Below are 24,473 nucleotides of genomic sequence, written 5' to 3' on the forward strand. Positions count from 1 at the left end.
GGCCGTCAGTGGGTGCTGAGCATGCCTTCGCGCAGACGGGCAAGGAGGCGCGTGATCAGGCGTGAGACATGCATCTGGGAGACGCCGAGGCGTTCGCCGATCTGCGCCTGGGTGAGCTCGTCGACGAAGCGCCAGTGGATGATCTGCCGGTCACGTTCGCTCAGTTCGGCGATCATCGGGGCGAGAGCGTGGAAGTCCTCGACCAGTCCGAGAGCCGCGTCCTCGTCACCGATGAAGTCCGCCAGCGCGGCCTCGCCGTCCTCGCTGCCGCTGATCGCCGCGTCCAGTGAGGCCGACCGGTATCCGTTGGAGGCCAGTTGGGCCTCGACGACCTCTTCCTCCGGAAGGCTCATCAGCTCGGACAGTTCACTGATCGTCGGCGTCCGCCCCAGCCGGGTGTGCAGCTCCTCGTTGGCGCGAGCCAGCTGGACACGGGCTTCCTGCAGACGACGGGGCACGTGCACGGCCCAGGAGGTGTCGCGGAAGAAGCGCTTGATCTCACCGACGATGTACGGCACGGCGAAGGAGGCGAACTCCACCTCACGGGTCAGTTCGAAGCGGTCGATCGCCTTGATCAGGCCGATCATGCCGACCTGGACGATGTCCTCCATCTCCTCCGGACCGCGACTGCGGAACCGGCCGGCCGCGTAGCGGACGAGGGACATGTTCATCTCGATCAGCGTGTTGCGCGCGTACTGGTACTCGGGCGTGCCCTCCTCCACCACCGTCAGCTGGTCGAAGAACACCTTCGACAACTCCCGCGCGTCCTTCGGCGCGACCTTGGAAGGGTCCGCGATCTCTGGAACGTCCACCCTCTGCTCGGCGGTCTGCACGGTGGTCGTCGTCATGATGCGCCCTTCCCGGTCGATCGGTATCGTCTTGGCCGGCCTTCGGCCGACACGCTCGCGCATACCCCGGTCTCCGAACCGCATTCCTCGAACTTTCGAATTTTTCGGTGCACCCTGCCCTCCCTGCCTCCGCACGGCTTCCGGGCCCGCGGTACGGAAGGCAGGCGCACGCCATCTTCGAGGTCGGCGGGATCCGTCACGCGAACCCGGCGATGTCCCGGAACTGACCACCAGGTGACCTGAGTCCGCAGGTCGGCGGCCCGGCGCATCAACGGGTACCGCGGTGCTCGTGATGCCGAACGGTCCGCTTTGCAACGAAAGATCACGAAGGATGGCGAAGCATGGCGAAGGATGGCGAAGGATCGATTCAGCGGAAGGTGGTGAGCAATGTGGAGGAGACGTGTGCTTGATGTGATTGAATCATGCAGAACTTGGCCAAGTGGCTTGATCTGATTGCCCGGCTGCCCCTGCCCCGTACTGCCGGCAGGACTGCCGTGCGCCGTGGTCATGTCAGCCCGAGGCCGGGCAGCTGCGTACGCCACTCCGAGTCGACGGTGCCGCCTGTCCTCGCGCACATGAAGGGACTTCGCATGACCGCCACCGTCTCCAACTTTCACTACGGTGCCGTGACCCCCGTGGCCGCCTACCTGATGGCCTGCCTCGGTGCGGCACTTGGTCTGCGATGCACGACGCGGTCGCTGCGGCGCTCCCACCGCAGAGCCGGCTGGCTGGCGCTGGGCGCCGTATCGATCGGCTGCGGCATCTGGACCATGCACTTCATCGCCATGATCGGTTTCAGCGTCCAGGGCGCTCTGGTCAGCTACGACCTGACGAAAACACTGCTCAGCCTCGCGGTCGCGATCGCCGTCGTCGCCGTCGGTGTCTTCCTCGTCGGCTACCGGGGCGGCTCACCGGTGAACCTGGGGATGGCGGGCACGATCACCGGGATCGGGGTCGCGGCCATGCACTATCTCGGCATGGCCGCCATCCACACCAACGGCAGCCTCCACTACAACGGCGGGACCGTGGCGCTGTCCGTCGGGATCGCCGTCGCTGCCGCCACCGCGGCGCTGTGGGCGGCGGTCTCCATCCATAAGCTGTGGGCCAGCCTGGGTGCGAGCCTGGTCATGGGCGTGGCCGTGACCGGTATGCACTACACCGGCATGGCCGCGGTCTCCGTCCACCTCACCGGCCAGTCCGCCGTCTCCCAGTCGTCCACCAGCCTGATGTCGTTCCTCCTGGCCATGCTCGCCGGCCCACTCACAGTGCTCCTGGTCGCCGGCGCGATCGTCATGTTCGACCCCGACATGATGCTCGGCGACGACGAATGGGACCGGCCGGCGTACACCCGCTACGGCGCCGGTGACGACCTTCCCGGCCACTCGGGTGCGTCGAGGGGCAACGCGGCTCTGGCGCGCTCCGTGACGCCCAGGGTCCCGAGGTAGGCGCGAACCGCCTGTGCGCGGCCCGTGCGGTCGGGGTGCCCTCGTTTCGCGGTTCGACCAGCCCGGGGAGGGGTTTGCCGTCGGTGGTGACGCCGACGAACGGCCTGTTGGTGGTCTGCTCGACCGGCGGCAGTCGGTGTCGCCGACGAGCTCCAGCATCGCCGCCACCCCGACTGCGTCCGAGAAGTCGACCGACCCGCGCCGCAGTGGCAGGTTCGCCGGGCGGGGGCCGTAGCCGAGCGCGCTCGTCGCGCCGTCGCCTCCGGCGCTTCCAGCCTGCTCGGGCCGGTGTGATCGTCGCCGTTCACGCTGAAGTGCACCCCCCTGCCCCAGGGCTTGTCCGGCTCCGGGACAGGTGCCGGCACAGCCAGGTGCTTTCCGGCACGTTGCCCGCGTCGTACCGCCGGTGCGGCACCCCTGCCGGAAGCATGACCAGCGTGTCCGGACCGACGGCATGCTTCTCGAGGACCACCTCGATATCGAAAGCAGCGCCAGCAGCGTCGTGATCACCGGTGCGAACAGGGACAGAACCAGCCGCGGGATCCATTCGGTGCTCCAGGCTATTTCTGAAACATCAGTCCGACCTCTATCCCATGGGCACCTCAGGGCTGCACCCAACTCCTGTAGATCACAACACCGCCATGGTTCATGGCGTCCGGATCAGAGGTGCGTCGGTGCGGGCGGCGATGTCCTCGGCGGTGACACCCGGCGCGCATTCCACCAGGGTGAGGCCCTCGGGTGTGACGTCGAGGACTCCGAGGTCGGTGATGACGCGGTGGACGCAGCGTTCGCCGGTGAGCGGGAGGGTGCACTCCCTGAGGATCTTCGGGCTGCCGTCCTTGGCGGTGTGTTCCATCAGGACGATGACCCGGCGGGCGCCGTGGACGAGGTCCATCGCGCCGCCCATGCCCTTGACCATCTTGCCGGGGATCATCCAGTTGGCCAGGTCGCCGACGGCGGAGACCTGCATCGCGCCGAGCACGGCGGTGTCGATGTGGCCACCCCGGATCATGCCGAAGGACAGGGCCGAGTCGAAGAAGGAGGCCCCCGGCAGCACCGTGACGGTCTCCTTGCCCGCGTTGATCAGGTCGGGGTCGACCTCGGCCTCGGTCGGGTACGGGCCCGTGCCCAGGATGCCGTTCTCGGAGTGCAGGACCACATGGACGTCGGGGGGAAGGTGGCCGGGGATGAGGGTGGGCAGACCGATACCGAGGTTGACGTAGGAACCGTCGGTGAGTTCGGCGGCGGCGCGGGCGGCCATCCGGTCCCGGGTCCAGCCCAGCCGCCTTCCGCTGGTGGTGCTCATGCGCGTACGGTCCCTCGAGCCGAAGACGTGGAAAGGGAAAGGTGCTCGATCTGCTTGTCGGCGGCCTCGGCCGGGGTGAGGACCACGATCCGCTGGACGAAGATGCCCGGCAGGTGGACTTCGTCCGGGCTCAACTCTCCCGGCTCCACGAGCTGTTCGACTTCGGCGACGGTGATCCGCCCGGCCGTCGCCGCGAGCGGGTTGAAGTTGGCGGCGGACTTACGGAAGACCAGGTTTCCGTGGCGGTCGCCGCGCCAGGCCCGTACGAGGGCGAAGTCGGTGGTGATGCCGTGCTCCAGGACGTACGCGCGGCCGGCGAAGTCGCGCGTTTCCCTGGGCGGGGAAGCCAGGGCGACCCTGCCGTCGGGCCGGTAGCGCCAGGGCAGGCCACCGCGGGCGACCTGGGTGCCCACCCCTGCCGGGGTGTAGAAGGCGGGGATGCCCGCTCCCCCGGCGCGCAGGCGTTCGGCCAGCGTGCCCTGCGGCACCAGCTCCACCTCCAGTTCGCCCGACAGGTACTGGCGGGCGAACTCCTTGTTCTCGCCCACGTAACTGCCCGTGACACGGGCGATCCGGCGGTCGGCCAGCAGGACTCCCAGTCCGCGCCCGTCCACACCGCAGTTGTTCGACACGACCTCCAGGCCGGTGGTGCCCTGGGCGTGGAGTGCCTGGATGAGCACGCCGGGGATGCCGCTGAGGCCGAAGCCGCCGACGGCCAGCGATGCGCCGTCGGGGATGTCGGCGACCGCGTCGGCGGCGTTCGCGCGGACCTTGTCCATGGGAGGAAGGGCCTTTCTGTCGTGTCTGTGGTGCCGTGCTCGCCGGCTCAGGCGTCCGCGCGGAGGGTGTCCGAGATCGACTTGGCGCCGCCGTGCGCGGTGAGGCCGCCGTCGACCGGGATCTCGGCCCCCGTGATGAAGGACGCCTCGTCGGAGAGAAGGAAGGCGACGAGCGGGGTGATCTCATCGACGGTTCCGGTGCGGCCGAGCGGTGTCTCGCGGATGTTCGCCTCTCGGAACGCGGGCACCGCGGACGCGGTCATCTCCGTCTCGATGAAGCCGGGGTGGATGGTGTTCACGCGGATACCGCGCGGGCCCAACTCCGTGGCTGCCGCCTTCGACAGGCCGCGCAGCGCCCACTTGCTGGCCGTGTAGGCGACCGGGTAGTGGCCGGTGAGCGCGGCGGACGAGCCGACGTTCACGATCGAGGAGCCGGGCGGCATCAGCGGGGCCAGGTGCTGGACGCCCAGCAGCGGGCCGGTGACGTTGACCGCGTGGACCCGGGCCATGTCCTCGGGGCGTACGTCACCGACGCGGGCGCGCCAGGTGACTCCGGCGTTGTTGACCAGGCCGTGCACCTGACCGTACGACGCCCGTAGCTCGGCGGCGAGTTCCGCCCAGTCCTTCTCGCTCGTGACGTCGAGACGGCGGCAGCCGGGTGCCTCGGTCACGTCGGTGGCGATCACCCGGGCGCCTTCGCGGGTCAGTGCCTCGGCCTCCGCGGCGCCCTGACCGCGGGCCGCACCCGTGACGACCACGACCTTGCCGAGGAGCCTCCTGGGCTGCTGATCGCTCACGGCCGTTCCCTCGTGCGGCGGCGGGCGACGGGAACGGTCACGGGCTCCGCGCCGGCCACCACGGTGTTGGAGACCGAGCCGATGCCCTCGACGGTGAGGGTGACCGTGTCACCGGGCTGCAGGGGAGCCGGGGACTGCTCACCCCGTCGCCCCCACAGCTCGGCGAGGCAGCCGCCGTTGCCGCAGGTCCCGGAGCCGAGGATGTCGCCGGGGCGGACGACGGTGCCGCGTGAGGCGTAGGCGACCATCTCCTCGAAGGTCCAGCTCATGTTGGACAGCAGATCCTCGCCCACGACCTCGCCGTTGATCTCGGCGGTGAGCGCCAGGCGCAGGAAGCCGTCCGCGTCGCGGTACCTCCCCAGCTCGTCGGCGGTGACGAGGTACGGACCGAGCGTGGTGGCGGTGTCCTTGCCCTTGCAGGGGCCGAGGCCGACCTTCATCTCGGCGGACTGCAGGTCCCGGGCCGACCAGTCGTTGAAGACGGTGTAGCCGACGATGTGGTCGCGGGCCTGCTCGGGGGTGAGGTCGCGGCCCTCCTCGCCGATCACGGCGGCGACCTCCAGCTCGAAGTCGAGCACGCTCGCCCCCGGCGGCATGGGAATGTCGTCGTGCGGCCCGTACATCGCGTAGGGGTTGCCGAAGTAGAACGTCGGGGCCGCGTACCACCGCTCCGGTACCCCGGCAGCCCCGTCCACGGACCGCCGTACGCCCTCGACGTGTTCCTCGAAGGTCACGAAGTCCCGCACGGTGGGCGGCTGGAGCGGCGGCAGCAGCCGTACCTCGGAGACGTGGGGACCGGCCGGGACGTCGAGGACCGCGGAGCCCGAGTCGAGCAGCCCGGGCAGGCCGCCTCCCTCGGCGAGCAGGCCGGTCAGTGAGCTGACGCCGGGCAGGGTGTGGAGCGTGCCGTCCTCTTCGACGACGGCCACCTGGCGTCGGTTGCGGTACTCGTACGTGGCGAAACGCATGGCGGTTTCCTGTCGGCGGTCAGCTGTCGGCGTGCGGGTGGGCACGAAGGCCGGGGGCGCGGCATGGGAGTCAGGGCAGTGACAGGGTCACCGCGCCCCCGGGGACTCGGGGCGTCGCCGGTCAGACCGGCGGGGCGACGAACACGCCGCGGTCGACGTCGTTGAAGGACTCCTTGGTGACCAGTTCGTTCATGGGGTTGGCGGTGCCCCACTGGTCGGTGACCTCGGGGTTCGAGAAGTCGTAGACGTGCGGGTGCCAGGTGTCCTCGTCCAGCACCTCCAACTCCGTCGTGTACTCGACGGTGTTGCCGTGCGGGTCGAGGAAGTAGGTGAAGGTGTTGTCGCCCGCCATGTGCCGGCCCGGACCCCAGATCTTGCGGGCACCGGAGCGCATCACCCGGCCGGAGCCGCGCATGTACTCGTCGATCCCGCGCATCTCGAAGGAGATGTGGTGCAGCGAGGTGTGCGGGCCCTTGGCGACGGCCATGGAGTGGTGCTGGTTGCTGATCCGCATGAAGTGCATGACGTCGCCGATGTGCGGATGGCCGAGCGTGTCGGACAGCCGGAAGCCGAGGTGCTCCTCGTACCACGCCTTGGTCCGGTCCAGGTCCGGCGAGTTGAGGACGACGTGCGACAGCTTGACCGGGATCGACTCCTTCTCCTCGATCTTGCGGTGCTGTCGGACCTCGACGTCGGCCAGGACCTCGATGGTGCGTCCGTCGACGTCGAAGAAGCGGAAGCCGTAACCGCCGCCGGGCGTTTCCACCTTGCCCGGCTGGGAGATCAACTGCACGCCACCGGCGAGGAGTTGTTCGGCCAGCGTGTCGACGTCGGCCGGGCTCGCGGCGCCGTAGGAGACGAGGTCGAGGCGCTTCTCGTCGGCCTTGCGCAGCCGCACGACGTACTGCTCGGGGCTGCCTTCGGCGGCGAGGAAGGAGATGCCGGAGTCCTCGGCGACCTTGGTCAGGCCCCAGACGCCGGCGTAGAAGTCGAGTTGTTTGTCGTAGTCGGGTACAGCGAGGTCGACGTGTCGGAGGTGGGTGAGCAGGCGGTTACTCATGGGGGGATCCTTTTCGGACGAGGTTGAGCAGGGCGGCGGCGTTTCCGCCGCGGACGGCATGGACGTCGTGGTCGGGCAGGTCGGCGGCGCGCAGCGCCCCGAGCGGATCGTCCGTGCCCATGTCGAAGGGGAAGTCGGAGCCGAGCAGGACCCGGTCGGCTCCGGCGTTCCGGATCAACTCCCGTAGTACGTGCGGGCCGTGGACGAGGGAGTCGAAGTACAGCTGCTTCAGATAGCTGCTCGGTTCCCGCTCGCAGCCCCGGGCGTCGGGGCGGACCCGCCAGGCGTGGTCGGAGCGGCCGATGTGGGTGGGCAGGTAGCCGCCGCCGTGCGCCGCGATCAGCTTCAGGTCCGGATGGCGGTCCAGGACGCCGGAGAAGATCAGGTGGGAGAGGGCGACCGCGTTCTCGGTTGGCTGGCCGACGGTGTTGGACAGGTACCACTGGTCCAGGCGATGGTCGAGGGTGCAGCCGAACGGGTGCAGGAAGAGGAGGGCGCCCGTCTCCTCCGCACAGGACCAGAGGGGTTCGTACACCGGATCCGACAGCTCGCGGCCGGGCGCGTGCGAGGAGATCTCCACGCCCCTCAGTCCCTGGTCCAGGGCGTGGTCGAGCAGGTCGACCGCGAGGTCGGGATGCTGGAGCGGTACCAGGCCCAGGCCGTGCAGCCGGTCGGGAGCCTTCGCACAGTGTGCGGCGGTGCCCTCGTTGGCCAGCCGACAGACCCTCTCGGCCAGTTGGGGCTCGGCCCAGTAGTGGTAGTGGGACGGCGAGGGGCTGACCAGTTGGACGTCCACGCCCTGCGCGTCCATGGCCGCCAGGCGCTCCGCGACGTCCGTCAGCCTCGGCACGCGCGCGCCGACCATCGGACCGTTCACGGTCAGGGCCGCCGGGCCGTTGCGGCGGGCGTCCAGGGCGCGGGCCTCGGCGAGGCCCGGGTGGCCTGCGACAGCCTCCTCGACCTCCGGGAGCATGAGGTGGGCGTGGACGTCGATGGTCGGCGCGGAGGATGCGGTGGCGGTCACGGGCGCTCCTTGAGGAGGTTCATGGTGCGGCCGACCAGCCCGGGCATGTCGGCGTCGCGCACGCCGTCCAGCTGCCACTGGCCGATCTGCATGGATGCCGCGACGACGGTGCGCACCCGGGGAATGCGGCGGTCGTGGTACGCCTGGAGCAGTTCGCCGTCCCAGTCCCGTCTGCTGGTGAGCAACTCGGCGAGGACGAGGGCGTCCTCCAGGGACATCGCGGCGCCCTGGGCCAGGGTGGGCGGGCAGCAGTGGGCGGCGTCACCGATGAGCACGACCCGGCCCCGGTGCCAGGAGTCCTCGACCAGCAGGTGGTCGAACCTGGTGTAGTTGACCTTCTTCGGGTCGGTGATGTGCTCGGTGATCTCCGGCCAGACCCCTCCGTAGCTCTGCGCCAGGCGGCGCATCTCGTCGGCGTAGGTGGCCGGGTCGATGGAGGCGCGGTCTCGGCACCCTTCGACGAGGTACGCGTAGATGGTGTTCTCGCTGGTCGGGCAGTAGCCGGCGATGTAGGCGGGGCCGCCGTAGGCGAGGTCGGTGCGAGTCACGCTCTCGGGCCGCGGGGCGGCGATGCGCCAGATGGCCATGCCGGTCGGCTCGGGTTTGTCCGTGATGCCGATCTCGGCGCGGGTGGCGGAGTGGAGACCGTCGGCGCCGATCACCAGGTCGTAGCGGCCCTCGCTGCCGTCGCTGAAGCGCACCGAGACGCCGTCGGCGTCCTGCTCCAGCGATCCGGCGGTGGTGCCGAGGCGAACGTCGGCACCGGAGGCGAGGACCGTGTCGATGAGGAGCTGCTGCAGCTGGGGACGCTGCATGCCGAGGGTGGCGGGCAGGTCCTCCCCGCCGGTCTGGATGTCCTCGGCGACGAACATGACGGTGCCGTCGGGGGCCGTCACGCCCAGCGAGCCGAAGGCGTATCCGCGTGCTTCCACCTGTTTCCACACGCCCAGTTCGCGCAGGACCCGCAGGGCGTTGCCCTGAAGGGTGATGCCGGAGCCGGTGGTGGCGTTCCAGTCGGGCTTGGCCTCGATCAGGTCGACCACGATGCCGGCCCTGCGCAGCAGGATGGTGACGGCGTTGCCCGAGGCGCCGCCGCCGATGACCAGGACGGTGGGTGTCCCGGGCGGAGGCTGGGGGAGAGTGCGGCTGTCAGCCATGTCGGGGATTCCTCCCGGGGTTGGGCCGCGCGACTTCGGGCGGCGGGGACTCGGTTCGCCCGCTGGGAGCACGGGCCAGAGGTGGGGACGGAGTTGGGGACGGGGGTGCGGGCCGGATGCGCCGATGCTGTCCGGGGAACGGCGCATCCGGCAGTAGTGCGGGTTACTTGACGGCGATCGGGCTGACCGGGGAGCCGACAGCTCCGGTGATGGGGAGGGGAGCGGCGGAGAGCCAGAACTCGTACACGCCGTCCGCCGCGCAGTCCGCAGCCAGCGCGTCGAGGTCCCACATCTCGCCGATCAGCAGGCCCATGTTGGGGATGACGACCTGGTGCAGCGGCTGGAAGGCGTTGTCGAACTCGTTGGGGCGGACCTCGAAACCCCAGGTGTCGGTGGCGATCGCGGCGATGTCGCTGCCGTGCAGCCATCCGGCGGTGGTGAACGACAGCCCGGGCGCGGGGCCGCCCGCGTAGTCGCCCCAGCCGTCCCTCCTGGCTCGTGCGAGCCGACCGGTACGGACAAGGACGATGTCGCCGCGGCCGACGGTCACCCCATGGGCCTCGGCGGTCGCGGTGAGGTGCTCCTCGGTGATGGCGAACCCGTCGGGCAGCTCGCCGTCCGTGCCGACGACCAGGCCCACGTCGAGCAGCGTGCCGCGGCCGGCCACGTACGGTGCCATGTGCTCGATGCCGGTGACGAGGTCGCCGTCTGAGGTGACCACCTTTTCGGAGTCCCGGCCGTTCCATGCCTTGCCGTGGTCGAAGATGTGGCCGAGCCCGTCCCACTGGGTCGAGCACTGCAGCGGCATGCTGATCACGTCGTCGGCGCCGCCGATGCCGTGCGGGAAGCCCTGGTTGCCGAGGGCGGCGTCGGTGCCGGTGTCGAGCATGGTGTGCACCGGGTTGGTGCGCCGGCGCCAGCCCTTCTGCGGCCCGTTCATGTCGAAGGACTGCGAGAGCGAGAAACTGGCGCCGCGCCGGACGAGCGCGGCACCTTCCCGGCGCTTGGCCTCGTCGAGGAGGTTCAGGGTGCCGAGCACGTCGTCCTCGCCCCAGCGCCCCCAGTTGGAGTACGCCTTGGCGGCCTCGGCGATCGCGCCCTCCGGGTCGCGCGGGTCCGGGATCATGCCGTTCCCTCCGCGACACAGCGGGTGCGCTGCACGCCCAGACCGGTGATGGATCCCTCCATGACGTCGCCGTCGCGCAGCAGGCGTCCCCAGTGGATGCCGTTGCCGGCCGGGCTGCCGGTCAACACCAGGTCACCGGGCAGGAGTTGGGCTGTCTGCGAGGCGTACGACACCAGCCGTGCGACCCCGAAGAGCATGTCCTTGGTGGACTCGTCCTGCATGGTCTCGCCGTTCAGCGTGAGCGTGACCCGCAGGTCACCGGTGTCGGCGATCGACTCGGCAGGTACGAGCCACGGGCCGAGCGGTGTGAAACCGGGAGCGTTCTTGCTTCGCAGCCAGTCGGTGCCGATGGCCTTCATGTCCCGGCGGAACACGGTGGCGCGGTCGGTGAGGTCGTTGGCGATGGTGTACCCGGCGACGTACTCCAGGGCCTCCTCGACCGTCACCCGGTAGGCGGGCCTGGCGATGACGGCCGCCAACTCCAGCTCCCAGTCCGGCTTTTCGGCCCAAGCGGGCAACGTGACGTCGTCGTAGGGGCCCGTGATCGCGCTCGGCAGACCGATGAACACGTACGGCAGGTCCTCGGCGGCCCGCCGGTCCATGACCGCAGCGATCTCCTCGCGCGCCTCCTCGACCGTACGGGGGTCGTCGGGAGAGCGGTGGGCGACCTCCAGGTCGATCACGTGCTGACGGTAGTTGGCGCCGGACTGGAAGATCTGCCGCGGCTCGATGGGGGCGTGCACCCGCAGGCCCTCCAGCGGGCGCCGGTCAAGGGCATCGTCGTCCGCCAGGGCGCGCAGGACGGGGAGAGTCTCCTCCCACCGCTCCACCACGGCGCGCAGACCCGACGGCGCCCAGTCCAGGGTGCTGCGCAGATCGAGTACCTGGTCCTTGACCAGGAGGCCGGGAAACGGCTCCCCGTCCTGGGCGGAGAACGTGCCGAGCGCGAACGGGCCGGCAGGTTGCGCGAGCATTGCCATCAGATTTCCTCCTGCTGGGTTGCGGTCTACTCTGGCCCCGATCGGCCAATCACGGAAATTAATCCTGTGGATGCGTCGAATCCATGCCATGGATGACTCTTGCTGCTAGGTGGTTGCCCGGTGAACCTGTCCCGACTCGACCTCAATCTGGTCCTCGCCCTTCGCGCGCTGCTGGAGGAACGCAATGTCACCCGGGCCGGCGAGCGCATCGGCCTCAGCCAGCCCGCCATGAGCGCCGCGCTGTCCCGGCTGCGCCGCCATTTCGACGACGAATTGCTCGCCCGGACCGGCAACGCCTACGAGCTGACTCCGCTCGGCGCCGCCCTGCGCGACCGCAGCGCCACCGCGTGCGACCTGCTGGAGCGGGTCTTCGCCAGCCAGGCCGACTTCGACCCGGCGGCGGAGAGCCGGGAGTTCACCCTCCTCGCCTCCGACTACGGGGCGGCCGTGTTCGGTGCCGCACTCTCCCGCACCCTCCACGAGGAGGCACCCGGCATCCGGATCACCTTCCAGCACCCGGCACCGTCCGTCGTGGAGAACACCGCCGCCGTGCTGAGCACCGTCGACGGACTCCTGATGCCGCACGGGGTCATCGACGGCTTCCCCGCCGTCGACCTCCACCAGGACCGCTGGCTGTGCCTGATCGCCGATGACCACCCCGAGGTCGGCGACGAACTCACCCTGGACCAGCTGGGGCGTCTGCCCTGGGCCGTCTACCAGCGTCCCTACGACGCCCCGGCGGCCCGCCAGCTCAGCATGATAGGGATCAGTCCCCAGGTGGAGGTGTCCGTGCAGACCTTCCAGCTGCTGCCGCCCATGGTCGAGGGCACCCGTCGGGTCGCGATGATCCAGGAGCGCCTGGCGCGCAAGGCGGTCCGCTCCGCCGCGGTGCGCGTCCTGCCCTGCCCCTTCGAGGCCGTACCGGTACGGGAGGCGATGTGGTGGCACCCGGTGCACGCTCAGGACGCGGGCCACATCTGGCTGCGGCAGAAGGCCGCGGAGGTGGGCGCGACGCTGGCGGGCAACGACTACGGCTACGACAAGGGCCCGGGAAAGGCCGTCTCCGCCGAACAGGACGCCGGGCCGCCGCCGGAGGGTCGGCTCTGATCCGGCCCGGCGGCAGCCCGTGAGTGACGCGTCCTCGGCGGTCGGCCCGCGCACCCTCAGGCCAACTGCTCCGGCAGCGGCCGGGGATCGACGGCGCCCGCGCGGCGGCGGGCCGCCCACAGCCCCGCCGCGACGAGGGCGGCGGCCAGCCCCAGCAGGCCCACCGCACCGGCGAGACTGCCGACCGCCGACTCCCCGGCGAGCAGCACCAGCGGGCAGACGAACTCGCCGCCGAAGAAGGCGGCCGTCCACAGCCCCGTGCCACGCCCACGGTCCTCGAACGACAGCCGGGACATCGCACTGGTCAGGAGGGCCGGCAGCAGCATGCCGGTGCCCACACAGTTGACCACCGCCCCGATGACCAGCAGCGGTGCGCTGTCCGCGAGGAACATCACGCCGAAGCCGGCCGCGCACACCGCGAGAACGGCGGGCAGCATCGGGTCGGGAGAACGCTTGAGCCGGGCGAAGGTGATCGCACCGCCCACGGTGGAGGCACTGGCGATCGCGGTGGCCAGACCGATCACGCCGGGGTTCTCCACCCCGAGGTCGTCGAGCAGGTACGCCATCTCCACCGGGACGGTGTAGAAGACCATCGCCCCGAAGAAGGTGAGGGCACAGATGCCCTCCAACTGCCGCCAGGGGAACGGGCGGCGGGCCTCCACCTCCGCCTCGGCCGGGGCCTCGTCGCCGGCCGCGCGGGCCGCCGGGTTGGGCAGCACGACGGCCATCAGGGGGGCGAGCACCAGGCTCACGGCGTACACCCAGAACGGCACACGCCAGCCCGCCGATCCGGCGGCGCCGCCGATCACGAAGAAGGCGGTGGCCGACGCCGAGGCGCACATGGTCTGCAGGGCGAGGTACTTCACCCGCTGCCGACCGGAGTAGTAGTCGCCGATCAGGGTCGTGCAGCAGGTCATGATCGCCGCCTCGGCGACCCCGACCAGGGCGCGGCTGGCGATGATCCCGCCCAGCGAGTCAAGCCACAGCGGTGCCGTGCCGAACAGCGCGTACAGGACGGTCGCCACGACCAGCAGGCGTTTGCGGCCCACCCGGTCCACGATCACACCGGCGAACGGGGCCAGCAGCGCCAGTGCCAGCGCCGGAACGGTCAACGCGAGGGGCACCAGTGCCTTGGCCCCCGGAACCGACGCGAAGTGGTCCTGCATTTTCGGCAGCACCGGGGCGATCAGTACCGCCCCCAGGATCGGCAGACAGCTGCCCGCCATAAGAAGGGTCACCCGCAGCAGATGGGCGCGGCCCGACGCGGCGACGGCTGACGGAGCGGGGGCCTCGACCGCGGCGGGAGGCGGCGGGGACACGGAACCAGGCATGGCGACTCCAGGGGACGGTGTGAGGGAGCGGGCATGCCTCACGTGCGCCGACGACGCACGGCATGCTGGGGAGCTCGCACGCCGGCGGTATCCGGACAGCGGCGTGCGGTAGCGACGACTATGGGGGCGCCGAGGCGCCGGTGCCATCCCCGGCGCGATCCGAATCCCGTATCCGGGCTATCCACGTGGTGGATGGGATGGGCAACCGTCACCTGAACGGAAGGCGTGCACGGGCCGCTCCGGCGCGCGAACAGCGGCGTCCTGGAACTCGGGACACCGCCCGCAGCGCCCGAGCCCGCAGCCGACACGGTCGCGCCCGCCAGGGCGTCAGCGGACAGGCAGCGGCAGGACGCGCCGATAGACGGCACTGCCACGGCCTCCACCTCGACGTGCACGACCATCAGCGCCGCGACGGCCAGCGGCCCCACTGCCGGGCCGGGCGTGTCGCCGACGAGCAGCGACAGGTCGGACGCGAACGACACGACCACGGGCACGGGCACCAGCCGCCGCAGCAACCCCACCGGGTTCCTGGCGACGCGACGGACGACCGCCCAGCCGATGGCGCCGAGAACGACGCCGGTCACCGTCAGCGGCGCGTACGCGGAGAGGTGCAGGGGACGGCGTAATGGGATCCGGTCGGTGGGCGGCCTGCCGGCACTGTCGTGCCGCCCGTCCGGTGATGATTCACTCGGATCACGGCTGTCAGGGCGGATTCAACCAGTCAGCAATTCGCCACCCTGACAACGGAGTTCGGCGCCGTTCTGCCCATCAGCCGCACCGGGCAGCCCCACAGGGCCCCCGGGAGATCCGGTACCTGCACGGCACGGCACGTGGCGGATGACCACCATGGACCACAGGTCACGCAGTTCCTCGCTCGGGGAAGCTCGCGATCAGGCGATGAGCTGATTGACGTGATTCGTTACCGTGTACGAGTTCACCCGTCCATCGCGCAAAGTCCCGAAAGATTGTCAACCGGCTTGAAATGCGATAAAAGCACCATCGCCGCGAGCCGCGAGCCGCGAGCCGCGAGCCGCGAGCCGCGAGCCGCGAGCCGCGAGCCGCGAGCCGCGAGCCGCGAGCCGCTGACCGGCTGCGGGAGCTGGTTTGTTAGAGGCGGCTGCCGTGTTCGGTAGCCAACCGCTTCGCGTGCCCGTGGGGCACGACGCCCACCGCTGGAGCACCTTCCACGGCGAGCGCACTCTTGTCGTCGCCGCCCGTACTGTCACCTCGACCGTACGGGTCCTCGAGACACTGCCCTCGCTCCTTCGCGACGACACCCGCGTGACCGTCGTCTTCGCCTTCGATCCCACCTCCGCGTTCAACGACGGCGTCCTCGACCTCCTCCGCGCCGCCGGGTGCCGAGTCGCCCCCTGGGAGCAGTTGGGGCACATCGCCCCCGACCTCATCCTGTCCGCCAGCGAGAACCTCGACGTCCCGGAGGGCGACTGCCCGGTGCTGGTGCTGCCGCACGGCGTCGGCTTCCAGAAACGCGTGCCGGATTCCCGGAGTCCGCACGAGCGGCTCTCCGGGGTCGTACCGGACTCCCTGCTGGAGACGGGACGCGCCTGGCTGGCGATCTCGCATCCGACGCAGGAGGAGCAACTGCTCGCCACCCACCCGAAGGCGGCCGGGCGCACCCTGCTGGTGGGCGACCCGTGCTTCGACGAGCTGGTCGGCAGCCGGTCGCACAGGAAGGCCTACCGAGAGGCGCTGGGTGTCGCGGAGCATCAGCGCCTGGTCATGGTCAGTTCGACCTGGAGGCGCACCTCGCTGCTGGGGAGTCACCCGGACCTGCTCCCCCGTCTCCTCGCCCAGCTGCCCTGTGACGAGTACCGGGTCGGCGCGATCATCCACCCCAATGTGTGGTCGGCCCACGGTGCCTGGCAGATCCGCTCCTTGCAGGCCGCCGCGCTGGACGCGGGACTGCTGCTGATGCCGACCGTCCACGCCTGGCGGCCCGCGCTCGTCGCAGCGGACGTCCTGGTGGGTGACCACGGCTCGGTGACGCTGTACGGGGCGGCGGCCGGTACACCGCTGCTGCTGGCCGCGTTCGGCGGAGACGCGGTACCCGGGACGGCCGTCCATGCCCTGTCGGCCGTCGCGCCCCGGCTCGACACCCGCGGAGACCTGCGCCGACAGGTGGAGGATGTCGTGCGCGAGCACACCCCCCAGCGGTACGCGGCGGTCGCGGCGCAGGCCTTCGCCGAGCCGGGACACGCCCTGGCCCGGCTCCGCACCGCCCTCTACCGTCTGCTGAAGCTCCCGGAGCCGTCCTCTCCCCCGCCGGCTCCCCTGGTGCTGCCGGTCCCGGATCCGTCCGCCACGCCGGTCACCTCGTGGCAGGTCACCACCGACGTCACCGGGGACAGCGCGGCACCGGCCGTCACCGTGCACCGCGTTCCGGCGACCGTCACCGCGTACGACACGACCCGCCCGGATTCCCCCACCAACTTCACCCACCTGGCCTGCGCGGACGACGAACGCGACCACCGTCTGACCGAGAGCGCCTCGGTACTCGTCCAGCGGCACCCGGCGCCCACGCCGATCGAAGCGCTGCGCTGGATCGAGGACACGCTCACCCAGCGGCCCGGAAGCCTTCTCGCGGCATCGGCAGTGCGCAGGGGCGCCTGTCTGGTCGGGCTCAGGGACGGCCGCATCGTGGAAGCGGCCGTCACCGGCCCGCTACTGGATCCGGGCCTGTCGACCGCGGTCGTCTACGCCTGCCTGCGCACGGGACTTCCGCTGGATGACGCCCAAGTGACGCTGCGGATCGGTGACATGCGGGACGAGGACGTCGTCCTGCGGCTTCGTGCGACCCAGCCGATCAAATGACCAGATGCCCAGATGGCCACCCTGCCGGGCGTCCGTCCGGAGGACCTGCCTCAATCGTGGAGGTCCTCCAGCCGCCGCCGCAGCTCCGCCGCCCTGGAGTGGTTGCCGAGCGCCTCGTGGCCGCTCCGCACTCCGCGCCCCGGCGGCGATCGGCGGCGTGTTCGGTCTCGTCCGTGTCAGGTGCCCAGTGCCGCGAGCACCACGGACCTGGCCTCCTCCTGGATCCGGTGCAGATGGTCCGGGCCGAGGAAGGACTCGGCGTAGATCTTGTAGACGTCCTCGGTGCCCGAAGGGCGGGCAGCGAACCAGGCGTTGGCGGTCGCCACCTTGATCCCGCCGAGGGCGGCGCCGTTGCCGGGGGCCTCGGTGAGCACCTTGGTGACCGGCTCGCCGGCGAGGGTGTTGGCGGTGACCTGACTCGGGGACAACTTGGCGAGCAGCGCCTTCTCCTCGCGGGAGGCCGGGGCGTCGACGCGCGCGTAGGCGGGGGCGCCGAAGCGGTCGGTGAGCTGCGCGTAGTGCTGCGACGGGGTCCGGCCCGTCACCGCCGTGATCTCGGAGGCGAGCAGAGCCAGGACGATGCCGTCCTTGTCGGTGGTCCACACCGAACCGTCACGGCGCAGGAAGGACGCGCCCGCCGACTCCTCGCCGCCGAAGCCGAGCGTTCCGTCGGACAGTCCGTCCACGAACCACTTGAATCCGACCGGGACTTCGACCAGTTGCCGGCCGACGTCCGCCGCGACCCGGTCGATCATGCTGGACGACACCAGCGTCTTGCCGATCCCGGCGCCGGCGGGCCACTGTTCCCGGTGCGAGAACAGGTACGAGATCGCCACGGCCAGATAGTGGTTGGGGTTCATGAGGCCCCCGTCCGGCGTGACGATGCCGTGCCGGTCGGCGTCGGCGTCGTTGCCCGTGGCGATGTCGAACCGGTCGCTCTGCTCGATGAGCGAGGCCATGGCGTACGGCGAGGAGCAGTCCATGCGGATCTTGCCGTCCCAGTCCAGCGTCATGAAGCGCCAGGTGGGGTCGGCGAGCGGGTTGACCACCGTCAGGTCGAGCCGGTGCTGTTCGGCGATCCGGCCCCAGTAGGCGACGGAGGCTCCGCCCAGCGGATCGGCGCCGATGCGCACGCCGGCGGACCGGATCGCCTCCAGGTCCAGCACGTTCGGCAGGTCGGCGACATAGGTGCCGAGGAAGTCGTGGCGGCCGGTGCCGGGTGCGGCCAGGGCGCGGGTGTAGGGGACGCGCCGTACGTCCTTCAGGCCGCCGGTGATGATCTGGTTGGCGCGGTCCTGGATCCAGGAGGTCGCCTCGGAACCGGCGGGACCGCCGTTCGGCGGGTTGTACTTGAAGCCGCCGTCGGCGGGCGGGTTGTGCGAGGGGGTGACCACCACGCCGTCGGCGAGGCCGGAGGTGCGACCGCGGTTGTGGGTGAGGATGGCGTGCGAGACGGCCGGGGTGGGCGTGTAGCCGTCGGTCTGGTCGATGAGGACGGTCACGTCGTTGGCGGCGAACACCTCCAGTGCCGTGATCCGCGCGGGTTCGGACAGAGCGTGGGTGTCGGCGCCGAGGAAGAGGGGGCCGTCGGTGCCCTGGGCGGCGCGGTACTCACAGATGGCCTGGCTGGTGGCCGCGATGTGGTCCTCGTTGAACGCCGCCGCGAGGGACGAGCCGCGGTGTCCCGAGGTGCCGAAGGCCACCCGTTGCCCGGGGTCGGCCGGGTCGGGGTGCAGCGCGTAGTACGCCGTGACCAGACGGGCCACATCGATGAGGTCCTGGGGTTCGGCGACCTGTCCCGCTCGCGCGTCCTGCATTTCCCGCTCCTCCGCAAGGGTCGACCGTTGGGTACGGCCCCATTCTTCCCTGTCCGGCCCGCCGGACGCCCACCGGGCGGCCGTTGTGGCCCGCGCCCGGCGGGTGCGACGATGCACATCGGCGAATGAAGGGACACCGACGTGAGTCACGAGGGCCAACGGCCGCCCGCCGCCGTGCTGTTCGATGCGCTGGGCCCCGACTACGAGAAGGCGTTCGCCCATGCGCCGGCGCACCTGGCCGCGCTGGACTGGCTGATCGAGCGGCTGCCGCCCGCCGCGCGAACGCTGGACGTGGGCAGCGGCACCGGTCGGCCCACCGCAGCCGCGCTCGTCGAGGCAGGGCACACGGTGCTGGGGGTCGACGTCTCGCCCGTCATGGTCGAACTCGCCGCCCGTCAGGTTCCCGAGGCCGAGTTCCGCTGTGGCGACATCCGGGATCTCCTCCTCGACGCGGACTCGCTCGACGGCGTGTGCGTGTTCTTCTCGCTGCTGCAGATGACCCGCGCCGAGCAGTCGGCCCTGACGCGGCGTCTGACCCTGGCCCTGAGGCCCGGCGGGCATCTGGTGCTGGCCACCGTGCCCGTGGACGTGGAGGACGTCGAGGTGGTCTTCATGGGACGGCCGGTCCGCGCAACGAGCTTCGGCGAGGAGGACTTCGTCGGCATGGCGGAGGCGGCGGGGCTGACGGTGCTGGCCCGGCACAGCACCGTCTTCACCCCGGACCACCCCGCCGCCGGTGCCGAGCCCCACCTCTTCCTGCACTGCCGACGCGACGGGACCGGGCGCTGACTCCGGTGCACTGTTCCCACCGGAGGATCACCGGCCTCGGCCTGTCGGCGGGGCCCGCGGCGGACCGGGCGACCTCGCCGGCTCGCCGCTGTCGGTGTGTGCCTCGGCCGCCCACCGCCACGACAGCCGGGCGCTGCTCCCTCCTCATGTGCGGGATCCCACCGACCCGCTCGCGCTTCGGCCCGTGCCGGGGAGGCCCGACAGAGCCTGCCGCGGACAGGGGGGCGGACGCTGCGGCGGAGCGTGGTGCGACCTCCGCGTTCCGGCGAACGCTGCGGCGTGGAGGGCGTCCTGTCCGCGGTCGTGCACCCCGGAGCCGGCAGGCGTCCCGCAGCGGGCGGGACGGGTCGTCCCCGGACACCTCCGAGGTGGTCAGGACCGCCCTACCTGGTGAGGATGGCACCGTTCCTGAAGGAGTCACCGCTGCCGCTGGACCGGTAGTGCCAGCCACCGACGGTCAGCTGCTTGCCGGAGGACACCACGGAGCTGACGCCGAGGGGGAACTGCGGATCGTTCTCGGGCAGGCCGAGCGACCGCCAGCCCTCGGTGGGCGTCCAGCTCATGCCGACAGCCGCGTCGTCGTTGCCGCCCACGACGGCGATTCCGCCGTTCGGCCGCAGGGTCACGGCCTGCAGTGAGAAGGTGCCCGCGGGCAGGGGCACCTGGGTCCACGAGGTGCCGTCCCAGTGCAGGGCCAGCCCCGCCGGGCGCTGCTTGTCGGTGTCACGGGACCATCCGACCGCCCAGACGTCCGTCGGTGTGCGGGCGGTGACGTCGAAGAGGACCGCCGAGTCGGGGAACGCCGGGGTGGGCGTCCGTGTCCACCGGTGTCCGTCCCAGTGCATGGCGACGGACTGGCCGGTGTCGTAGTCCATGCCGACTATCCAGACGTCGTTCGGTGCCAACTCCTCGACCTGGGTCGGGAGCCAGTTCGCCGACCCCGGTATCCGCACGGACCGCCACCGTCGGCCGTCCCAGTGCTGGACGACCGGAACGTGGGTGAAGGTGTCCTCCGTGTAGCCCTGGCCCACCGCCCAGGCTTCGCGGCCGGAGACCGAACTCACCGACAGCAAACTGGCGTGGACCGTCCCCGCAGGCAGACCCGAGTCGGCGGTCAGTTGCCAGGCGCCCGCCACATAGCGCCCGATCAGAGCGCCCCCGCCGTCCGGTCCCTGGTCACCGACGAAGAAGGCCGAGCCGTCCGCCGCGGTGGCGATGTCGTTGATTCTGCTGTCCCATGCGTCGGCCCCCCGCAGCACCGTCTGCTTCCACGCCCCGCCTCGGGCGAGGTCACGCTCGTACATGGTGGGCGTGAACCGGACGGAACCGTCCTCGGGATTCTCCACGACCTCGGCGCCACCGGCCCACGTCTTCGACGGGCTCGGCTGGGCCACAGTCATCACCGAGACCCGGCCCGTCGACGTCTCCGTCCACGAGCCGCCGTCGGCCGGCCCGGCCACGGCGGTTCCGCTGATCACCATCGTGATCGCCCCGACTGCTGCCAGTTGCCCCGCGATCCTTCGTCTGACCTTCATCGTGTTCTCTCCCGTCCCGGAGGAACCGCTCCCCCACATGTACTGATGCGACGGGGGAGGCGTTGTGTTTCACCTGCGCCCGTCCAGCGGCCGACCCGCCGTCAGTTCCCTCTCGTCGGCCATTCACGTGCAGGACAATCACCTCTGCGCGCGCAGGCCTGGACCAATGCCGTGCGAACCCTCATGATGACGACGCCATGACAATTCACCGTGCACGTCTCAGGAGGGTGACCGTGCCCCGAACCTTCGTCAGGGCCAGGGCCGCACTGGTCGCCGTTCTCCTCCTCGTGGTCCTGGCGCCCGTTGCCGAGGCGGCAGCCGGTCGGGAGCCCGCCCCCAGGGCCGGCACCCGACCCGAAGGCGTCGCGCCCGCGCCGGACTGGACGGCGCCGCTCAGCACCCGGGGTCGTTGGATCGTCGACGCGGACGGCGACCGGTTCAAGCTGCGCTCCGGTAACTGGCACGGAGCCAGCGGCACGTGGAACGGCTCGGGCAGCCCGGACGCGGACGCCGACCACCACGCGGGGGAGAACTCCGGCAGGATGCCGCTCGGCCTGGACCGTGCCCCCATGGCCGAGATCATCGCCGGTTTCCGGGAGATCGGGATCAACAGCATCCGGCTGCCCTTCTCCAACGAGATGATCCACGACAGCCGCCCCGTCACCGACGGTTCCGTGGCCGCCAATCCCTCCCTGCGCGGCATGACCCCGCTCCAGGTGTACGACGTCGCGGTACGGGAACTCACCGCCGCCGGGCTCGCGGTGATCCTGAACAACCACACCAACACCACACGCTGGTGCTGCGGAGTCGACGGCAACGAACGCTGGAACGCGAGCCAGTCCGCCGAGACCTGGGAGAACGACTGGCTCCTCATGGCGCGCCGCTACCGGAACAACCAGCGCGTAGTCGGCGCCGACCTCTACAACGAGGTGCGCCGCACCATCCTGGACGACCCCAACTGGGGGCTCGGCGACAACCACGACTGGTTCGCCGCCTCGCAGCGCGTCGGTGACCGCATCCTGACGGAAGCCGACCCCGACCTCCTCATCATCGTGGAGGGCATCAACTGGACCGGCATCCCCGTCGACGGACTCCCCCACGAACGCCCCACCCTGGAGCCCGCACGCCGTCTCTCGCACACGCTCGTCGACTCCGGCAAGCTCGTGTACTCCGCCCACTTCTACGACTACACGGGCCCCAACCACAGTGGCGCCACCGGCACGGGAGAGACCAGCGACCCCCGCTACCGCGACCTGAGCCCCGCCGAACTGATCAAGGTGCTGGACCGTCAGGCCTTCTTCGTGAGCGCGGAGACGAACACGCACGTCACCGCACCTGTCTGGATCAGCGAGTTCGGCGTCGGGGGCCGGGACGAGACCGGAAACAAGCAGCGAGCCTGGTTCGAGAACTTCGTCGACCATCTGATCCGCACCGACGCGGACTTCGCGTACTGGCCGCTCGTCGGCCGGCACGAGAACCGCAAGGGCAACGGCTGGGCACTGCTGCACTGGGACTCGTCGGGTCACCGTATGGGCGTCTACGACGGCGACGACTGGCGGGCCGACGCCTGGACACGGCTCATCGCGGCCCGAGGTCGCACCGGCCCGGTGGAGCCCGTGGCGGACTGGGCGATGCTCAGCCCCGACCACGGCGACTTCGTCGCCTCGCGACGCATGCGCGCGCTCCCCGACTGGAACTCCGGTGCCCGCAAGGCCGCGTGTCCCGACGGACAGCGGCTGCTCGGCCTCAGCCACACCGGCAACCGCGGCCTGTGCTCCGACGTGTCCACCGGCCCCCTGCGGGACCCGTCCCGCGGACATGTGGTGGTCGTCGACGAGCGGTATGTCGGGCCGGGCAACGACTGGGCGTCCGGGTACACCAAACTCCAGTGCGCCGACGGTCACTTCCTGACCGGCTACAGCGTCCGCGGTTCCGCCGTCTCCGCCGCCCTGTGCGCGGCGGCTCCGGTCGGCCGGCTCGGCACAGCAGGCCGCACCGTCTGGTTCGACCGAAGCGACAACAGGGGTCCGGCCGCCAAGGGGGGCGACTTCGCCCAGGGCCGCTACAAGGGCCAGTGCGCGGACGACGAGTACGCGGCCGGGATCGCGTACACGGCTCGGGTGGGCTCGGCGCGGACTCCGGACGCGCTGTACTGCCGAGAACTGAGCTGACCGGCCGCGCCGCCGGGAGCGCCGAGCCGTCTCACACCAGGGCGGGCGGAGACCGTTCGCCAGGCTCCGGGCCGGACCGGCCCGGAACACCGCTCCCCTCGACGCCGTCCTCAGCCGTCGGCTGCCCCCGTGCGCGGCTGCCGGTAGGGCCGAACCGCGCGGCGCGCTATGGCGAAACGGTGTGTCTCCGACGGGCCGTCGTAGATCCGGAACGGCCGTACCTCCCGGTAGAGGCGGGCCAGCGGAGCGTCGGCGGCCGAGATGCCGAGGGCTCCGCAGATCTGCACCGCCCGGTCGACCACCCGGTTCACCGCCTCCGCCACGAAGGTCTTGGACACCGAGGTGAGTTGCGGGGCGGCGGCGGAACCGGTGTCCAACTCCCAGGCGGTACGCAGGATCAGGGCGCGGCTCGCCTCGATGTCGATCTCGGAGTCGGCCAGCATCTGCTGGACCATGCCGAGGTCTCCCAGCGCGGAGCCGAACGCCATCCGGCTTCCCGCCCGTTCCAGCGCGACGTCCTGGGCGCGGCGGGCCGCTCCCAGCCAGCGCATGCAGTGGGTCATCCGGGCGGGGCCGAGGCGGACCTGCGCGCCCTCGAACCCGTGGTCCACCGAGCCGAGCACCTGCCGCTCCCCCACCACGCAGTCCTCGAAGACGATCTCGCTGTGCCCGGCGAAGAGCGACTCGTCGAGGGTCTCGATGTTCCGCACGATGCGCATACCGGGTGTGCCCGCGTCGACCAGGAACATGGTGGCGCCGCCCGGGTCGCCGGGGCTGCCGGAGGTACGGGCCATGACGATGGCGAAGCCCGCTCCGTCGGCGCCGGTGATGAACCACTTGCGTCCGTCGATCCGCCAGCCGCCGGGCACCCGGGTCGCGGTGGTCCGCAGGGAGCGGGGATCGGCACCCGCTCCCGGAGCCGGTTCGGTCATGGCGAAGCAGGACCGTGTCTCACCCGCGGCGAGGGGTCGCAGATACGTCTGCTTCTGTTCCTCGGTGGCCACCTTCTCCAGCAGATGCGTGTTGCCCTCGTCGGGGGCGGCGCAGTTCAGCGCCAGCGGTCCGAGCAGCGAGTAGCCCGCCGCTTCGAACACCACGGCCTGCCCGCGCAGGTCGAGCCCGTGTCCGCCCCACCGCGTCGGGACGTGCGGAGCGAACACACCCGCGTCGCGGGCTGCTTTCTGCAGGGTTTCCCGCAGTGCCTCGGGGGCGTCGTGCACGGACCCGCCGCACTCACGCTCGGCCGGGATGACCACCTCGCGTACGAACTCGGCCGTCGATGCGGCGAGTTGAGCGACAGTCGGGTCGACATCGAACTGGATGGGCACGGGATCTCCCGCCGACGGGCGTACGGGTATCGGCTCCCGTCGCGTTCTAGAAACTGTATAGCGTCTTCAGTAT

General features: G+C 70.8%; 20 protein-coding genes. 5 read left to right on the forward strand and 15 right to left on the reverse strand.

Going from position 1 to position 24,473, the window contains the following annotated elements:
* Window positions 1-5: 5 nt before the first annotated feature.
* Entirely contained in the window at window positions 6-848 is an 843-nt protein-coding gene (locus tag IEY89_RS21780) for an RNA polymerase sigma factor SigF (protein WP_189149128.1), read from the reverse strand.
* Window positions 849-1,438: 590 nt separating this feature from the next.
* Here IEY89_RS21780 and IEY89_RS21785 point away from each other — a divergent pair.
* Window positions 1,439-2,293 carry an MHYT domain-containing protein gene (locus IEY89_RS21785; protein WP_189149129.1) on the forward strand — a complete coding sequence of 285 codons (855 nt, stop codon included), beginning with the start codon at window positions 1,439-1,441 and terminating at the stop codon, window positions 2,291-2,293.
* 646 nt (window positions 2,294-2,939) lie between these two features.
* Here IEY89_RS21785 and IEY89_RS21790 read toward each other — a convergent pair.
* The 9 genes from IEY89_RS21790 to IEY89_RS21830 form a co-directional block, all read right to left on the reverse strand.
* Window positions 2,940-3,575, reverse strand: a complete 636-nt coding sequence (locus tag IEY89_RS21790; RefSeq protein ID WP_308437459.1) for a CoA transferase subunit B — start codon at window positions 3,573-3,575, stop codon at window positions 2,940-2,942.
* A 20-nt stretch (window positions 3,576-3,595) separates the two neighbouring features.
* Window positions 3,596-4,378 (reverse strand): CoA transferase subunit A, encoded by a 783-nt coding sequence (locus tag IEY89_RS21795; RefSeq protein ID WP_189149131.1) that lies wholly within the window; start codon window positions 4,376-4,378, stop codon window positions 3,596-3,598.
* Window positions 4,379-4,425: 47 nt separating this feature from the next.
* Entirely contained in the window at window positions 4,426-5,175 is a 750-nt protein-coding gene (locus tag IEY89_RS21800) for an SDR family NAD(P)-dependent oxidoreductase (protein WP_189149132.1), read from the reverse strand.
* Complete coding sequence (locus IEY89_RS21805; RefSeq protein WP_189149133.1) at window positions 5,172-6,143, reverse strand: fumarylacetoacetate hydrolase family protein; 972 nt, start codon at window positions 6,141-6,143, stop codon at window positions 5,172-5,174. The genes IEY89_RS21800 and IEY89_RS21805 overlap by 4 nt, the downstream gene beginning before the upstream one ends.
* Window positions 6,144-6,264: 121 nt before the next feature.
* Window positions 6,265-7,203: a VOC family protein gene (locus IEY89_RS21810; RefSeq protein WP_189149134.1), complete on the reverse strand. Its 939-nt coding sequence runs from the start codon at window positions 7,201-7,203 to the stop codon at window positions 6,265-6,267.
* The gene (locus tag IEY89_RS21815) at window positions 7,196-8,227 is read right to left on the reverse strand and encodes an amidohydrolase family protein (RefSeq protein WP_189149135.1); all 1,032 of its coding nucleotides are present in this window, start codon (window positions 8,225-8,227) and stop codon (window positions 7,196-7,198) included. Before IEY89_RS21815 ends, IEY89_RS21810 begins: the two co-directional genes overlap by 8 nt.
* Entirely contained in the window at window positions 8,224-9,384 is a 1,161-nt protein-coding gene (locus IEY89_RS21820; protein WP_189149136.1) for an FAD-dependent oxidoreductase, read from the reverse strand. The genes IEY89_RS21815 and IEY89_RS21820 overlap by 4 nt, the downstream gene beginning before the upstream one ends.
* A gap of 163 nt (window positions 9,385-9,547) precedes the next feature.
* Window positions 9,548-10,510, reverse strand: a complete 963-nt coding sequence (locus tag IEY89_RS21825) for a cyclase family protein (RefSeq protein ID WP_189149137.1) — start codon at window positions 10,508-10,510, stop codon at window positions 9,548-9,550.
* On the reverse strand, window positions 10,507-11,490 hold the full coding sequence (locus tag IEY89_RS21830; RefSeq protein WP_189149138.1) for a fumarylacetoacetate hydrolase family protein: 984 nt from the start codon (window positions 11,488-11,490) through the stop codon (window positions 10,507-10,509). Before IEY89_RS21830 ends, IEY89_RS21825 begins: the two co-directional genes overlap by 4 nt.
* Before the next feature lie 120 nt (window positions 11,491-11,610).
* Between IEY89_RS21830 and IEY89_RS21835 the strand changes: the two genes are divergently transcribed.
* Complete coding sequence (locus IEY89_RS21835) at window positions 11,611-12,597, forward strand: LysR family transcriptional regulator (RefSeq protein ID WP_229695351.1); 987 nt, start codon at window positions 11,611-11,613, stop codon at window positions 12,595-12,597.
* 56 nt (window positions 12,598-12,653) lie between these two features.
* Here the strand turns inward: IEY89_RS21835 and IEY89_RS21840 are convergent, their stop codons facing one another.
* Window positions 12,654-13,928, reverse strand: a complete 1,275-nt coding sequence (locus IEY89_RS21840; protein ID WP_189149139.1) for an MFS transporter — start codon at window positions 13,926-13,928, stop codon at window positions 12,654-12,656.
* 38 nt (window positions 13,929-13,966) lie between these two features.
* Window positions 13,967-14,512 (reverse strand): hypothetical protein, encoded by a 546-nt coding sequence (locus IEY89_RS21845; protein ID WP_189149140.1) that lies wholly within the window; start codon window positions 14,510-14,512, stop codon window positions 13,967-13,969.
* 562 nt (window positions 14,513-15,074) lie between these two features.
* Here IEY89_RS21845 and IEY89_RS21850 point away from each other — a divergent pair.
* The gene (locus tag IEY89_RS21850) at window positions 15,075-16,760 is read left to right on the forward strand and encodes a hypothetical protein (protein ID WP_189149141.1); all 1,686 of its coding nucleotides are present in this window, start codon (window positions 15,075-15,077) and stop codon (window positions 16,758-16,760) included.
* Window positions 16,761-16,936: 176 nt separating this feature from the next.
* On the opposite strand, the gene pgm is transcribed toward IEY89_RS21850, so the two are convergent.
* Window positions 16,937-18,577 carry a phosphoglucomutase (alpha-D-glucose-1,6-bisphosphate-dependent) gene (gene pgm, locus IEY89_RS21855; RefSeq protein ID WP_189149142.1) on the reverse strand — a complete coding sequence of 547 codons (1,641 nt, stop codon included), beginning with the start codon at window positions 18,575-18,577 and terminating at the stop codon, window positions 16,937-16,939.
* 141 nt (window positions 18,578-18,718) lie between these two features.
* On the opposite strand from pgm, the gene IEY89_RS21860 reads away from it, so the two are divergent.
* The gene (locus tag IEY89_RS21860; protein ID WP_189149143.1) at window positions 18,719-19,366 is read left to right on the forward strand and encodes a class I SAM-dependent methyltransferase; all 648 of its coding nucleotides are present in this window, start codon (window positions 18,719-18,721) and stop codon (window positions 19,364-19,366) included.
* Between the two features lie 383 nt (window positions 19,367-19,749).
* On the opposite strand, the gene IEY89_RS21865 is transcribed toward IEY89_RS21860, so the two are convergent.
* Window positions 19,750-20,901: a hypothetical protein gene (locus IEY89_RS21865; protein ID WP_189149144.1), complete on the reverse strand. Its 1,152-nt coding sequence runs from the start codon at window positions 20,899-20,901 to the stop codon at window positions 19,750-19,752.
* 197 nt (window positions 20,902-21,098) lie between these two features.
* Here IEY89_RS21865 and IEY89_RS21870 point away from each other — a divergent pair, with 197 nt between their 5' ends.
* The gene (locus IEY89_RS21870) at window positions 21,099-23,072 is read left to right on the forward strand and encodes a glycoside hydrolase family 5 protein (RefSeq protein ID WP_189149145.1); all 1,974 of its coding nucleotides are present in this window, start codon (window positions 21,099-21,101) and stop codon (window positions 23,070-23,072) included.
* Between the two features lie 110 nt (window positions 23,073-23,182).
* Here the strand turns inward: IEY89_RS21870 and IEY89_RS21875 are convergent, their stop codons facing one another.
* The gene (locus tag IEY89_RS21875; protein WP_189149146.1) at window positions 23,183-24,400 is read right to left on the reverse strand and encodes an acyl-CoA dehydrogenase family protein; all 1,218 of its coding nucleotides are present in this window, start codon (window positions 24,398-24,400) and stop codon (window positions 23,183-23,185) included.
* Between the last annotated feature and the right edge of the window lie 73 nt (window positions 24,401-24,473).

Origin of the sequence: Streptomyces lacrimifluminis (assembly GCF_014646095.1) — a bacterium.
Taxonomy (GTDB): domain Bacteria; phylum Actinomycetota; class Actinomycetes; order Streptomycetales; family Streptomycetaceae; genus Streptomyces; species Streptomyces lacrimifluminis.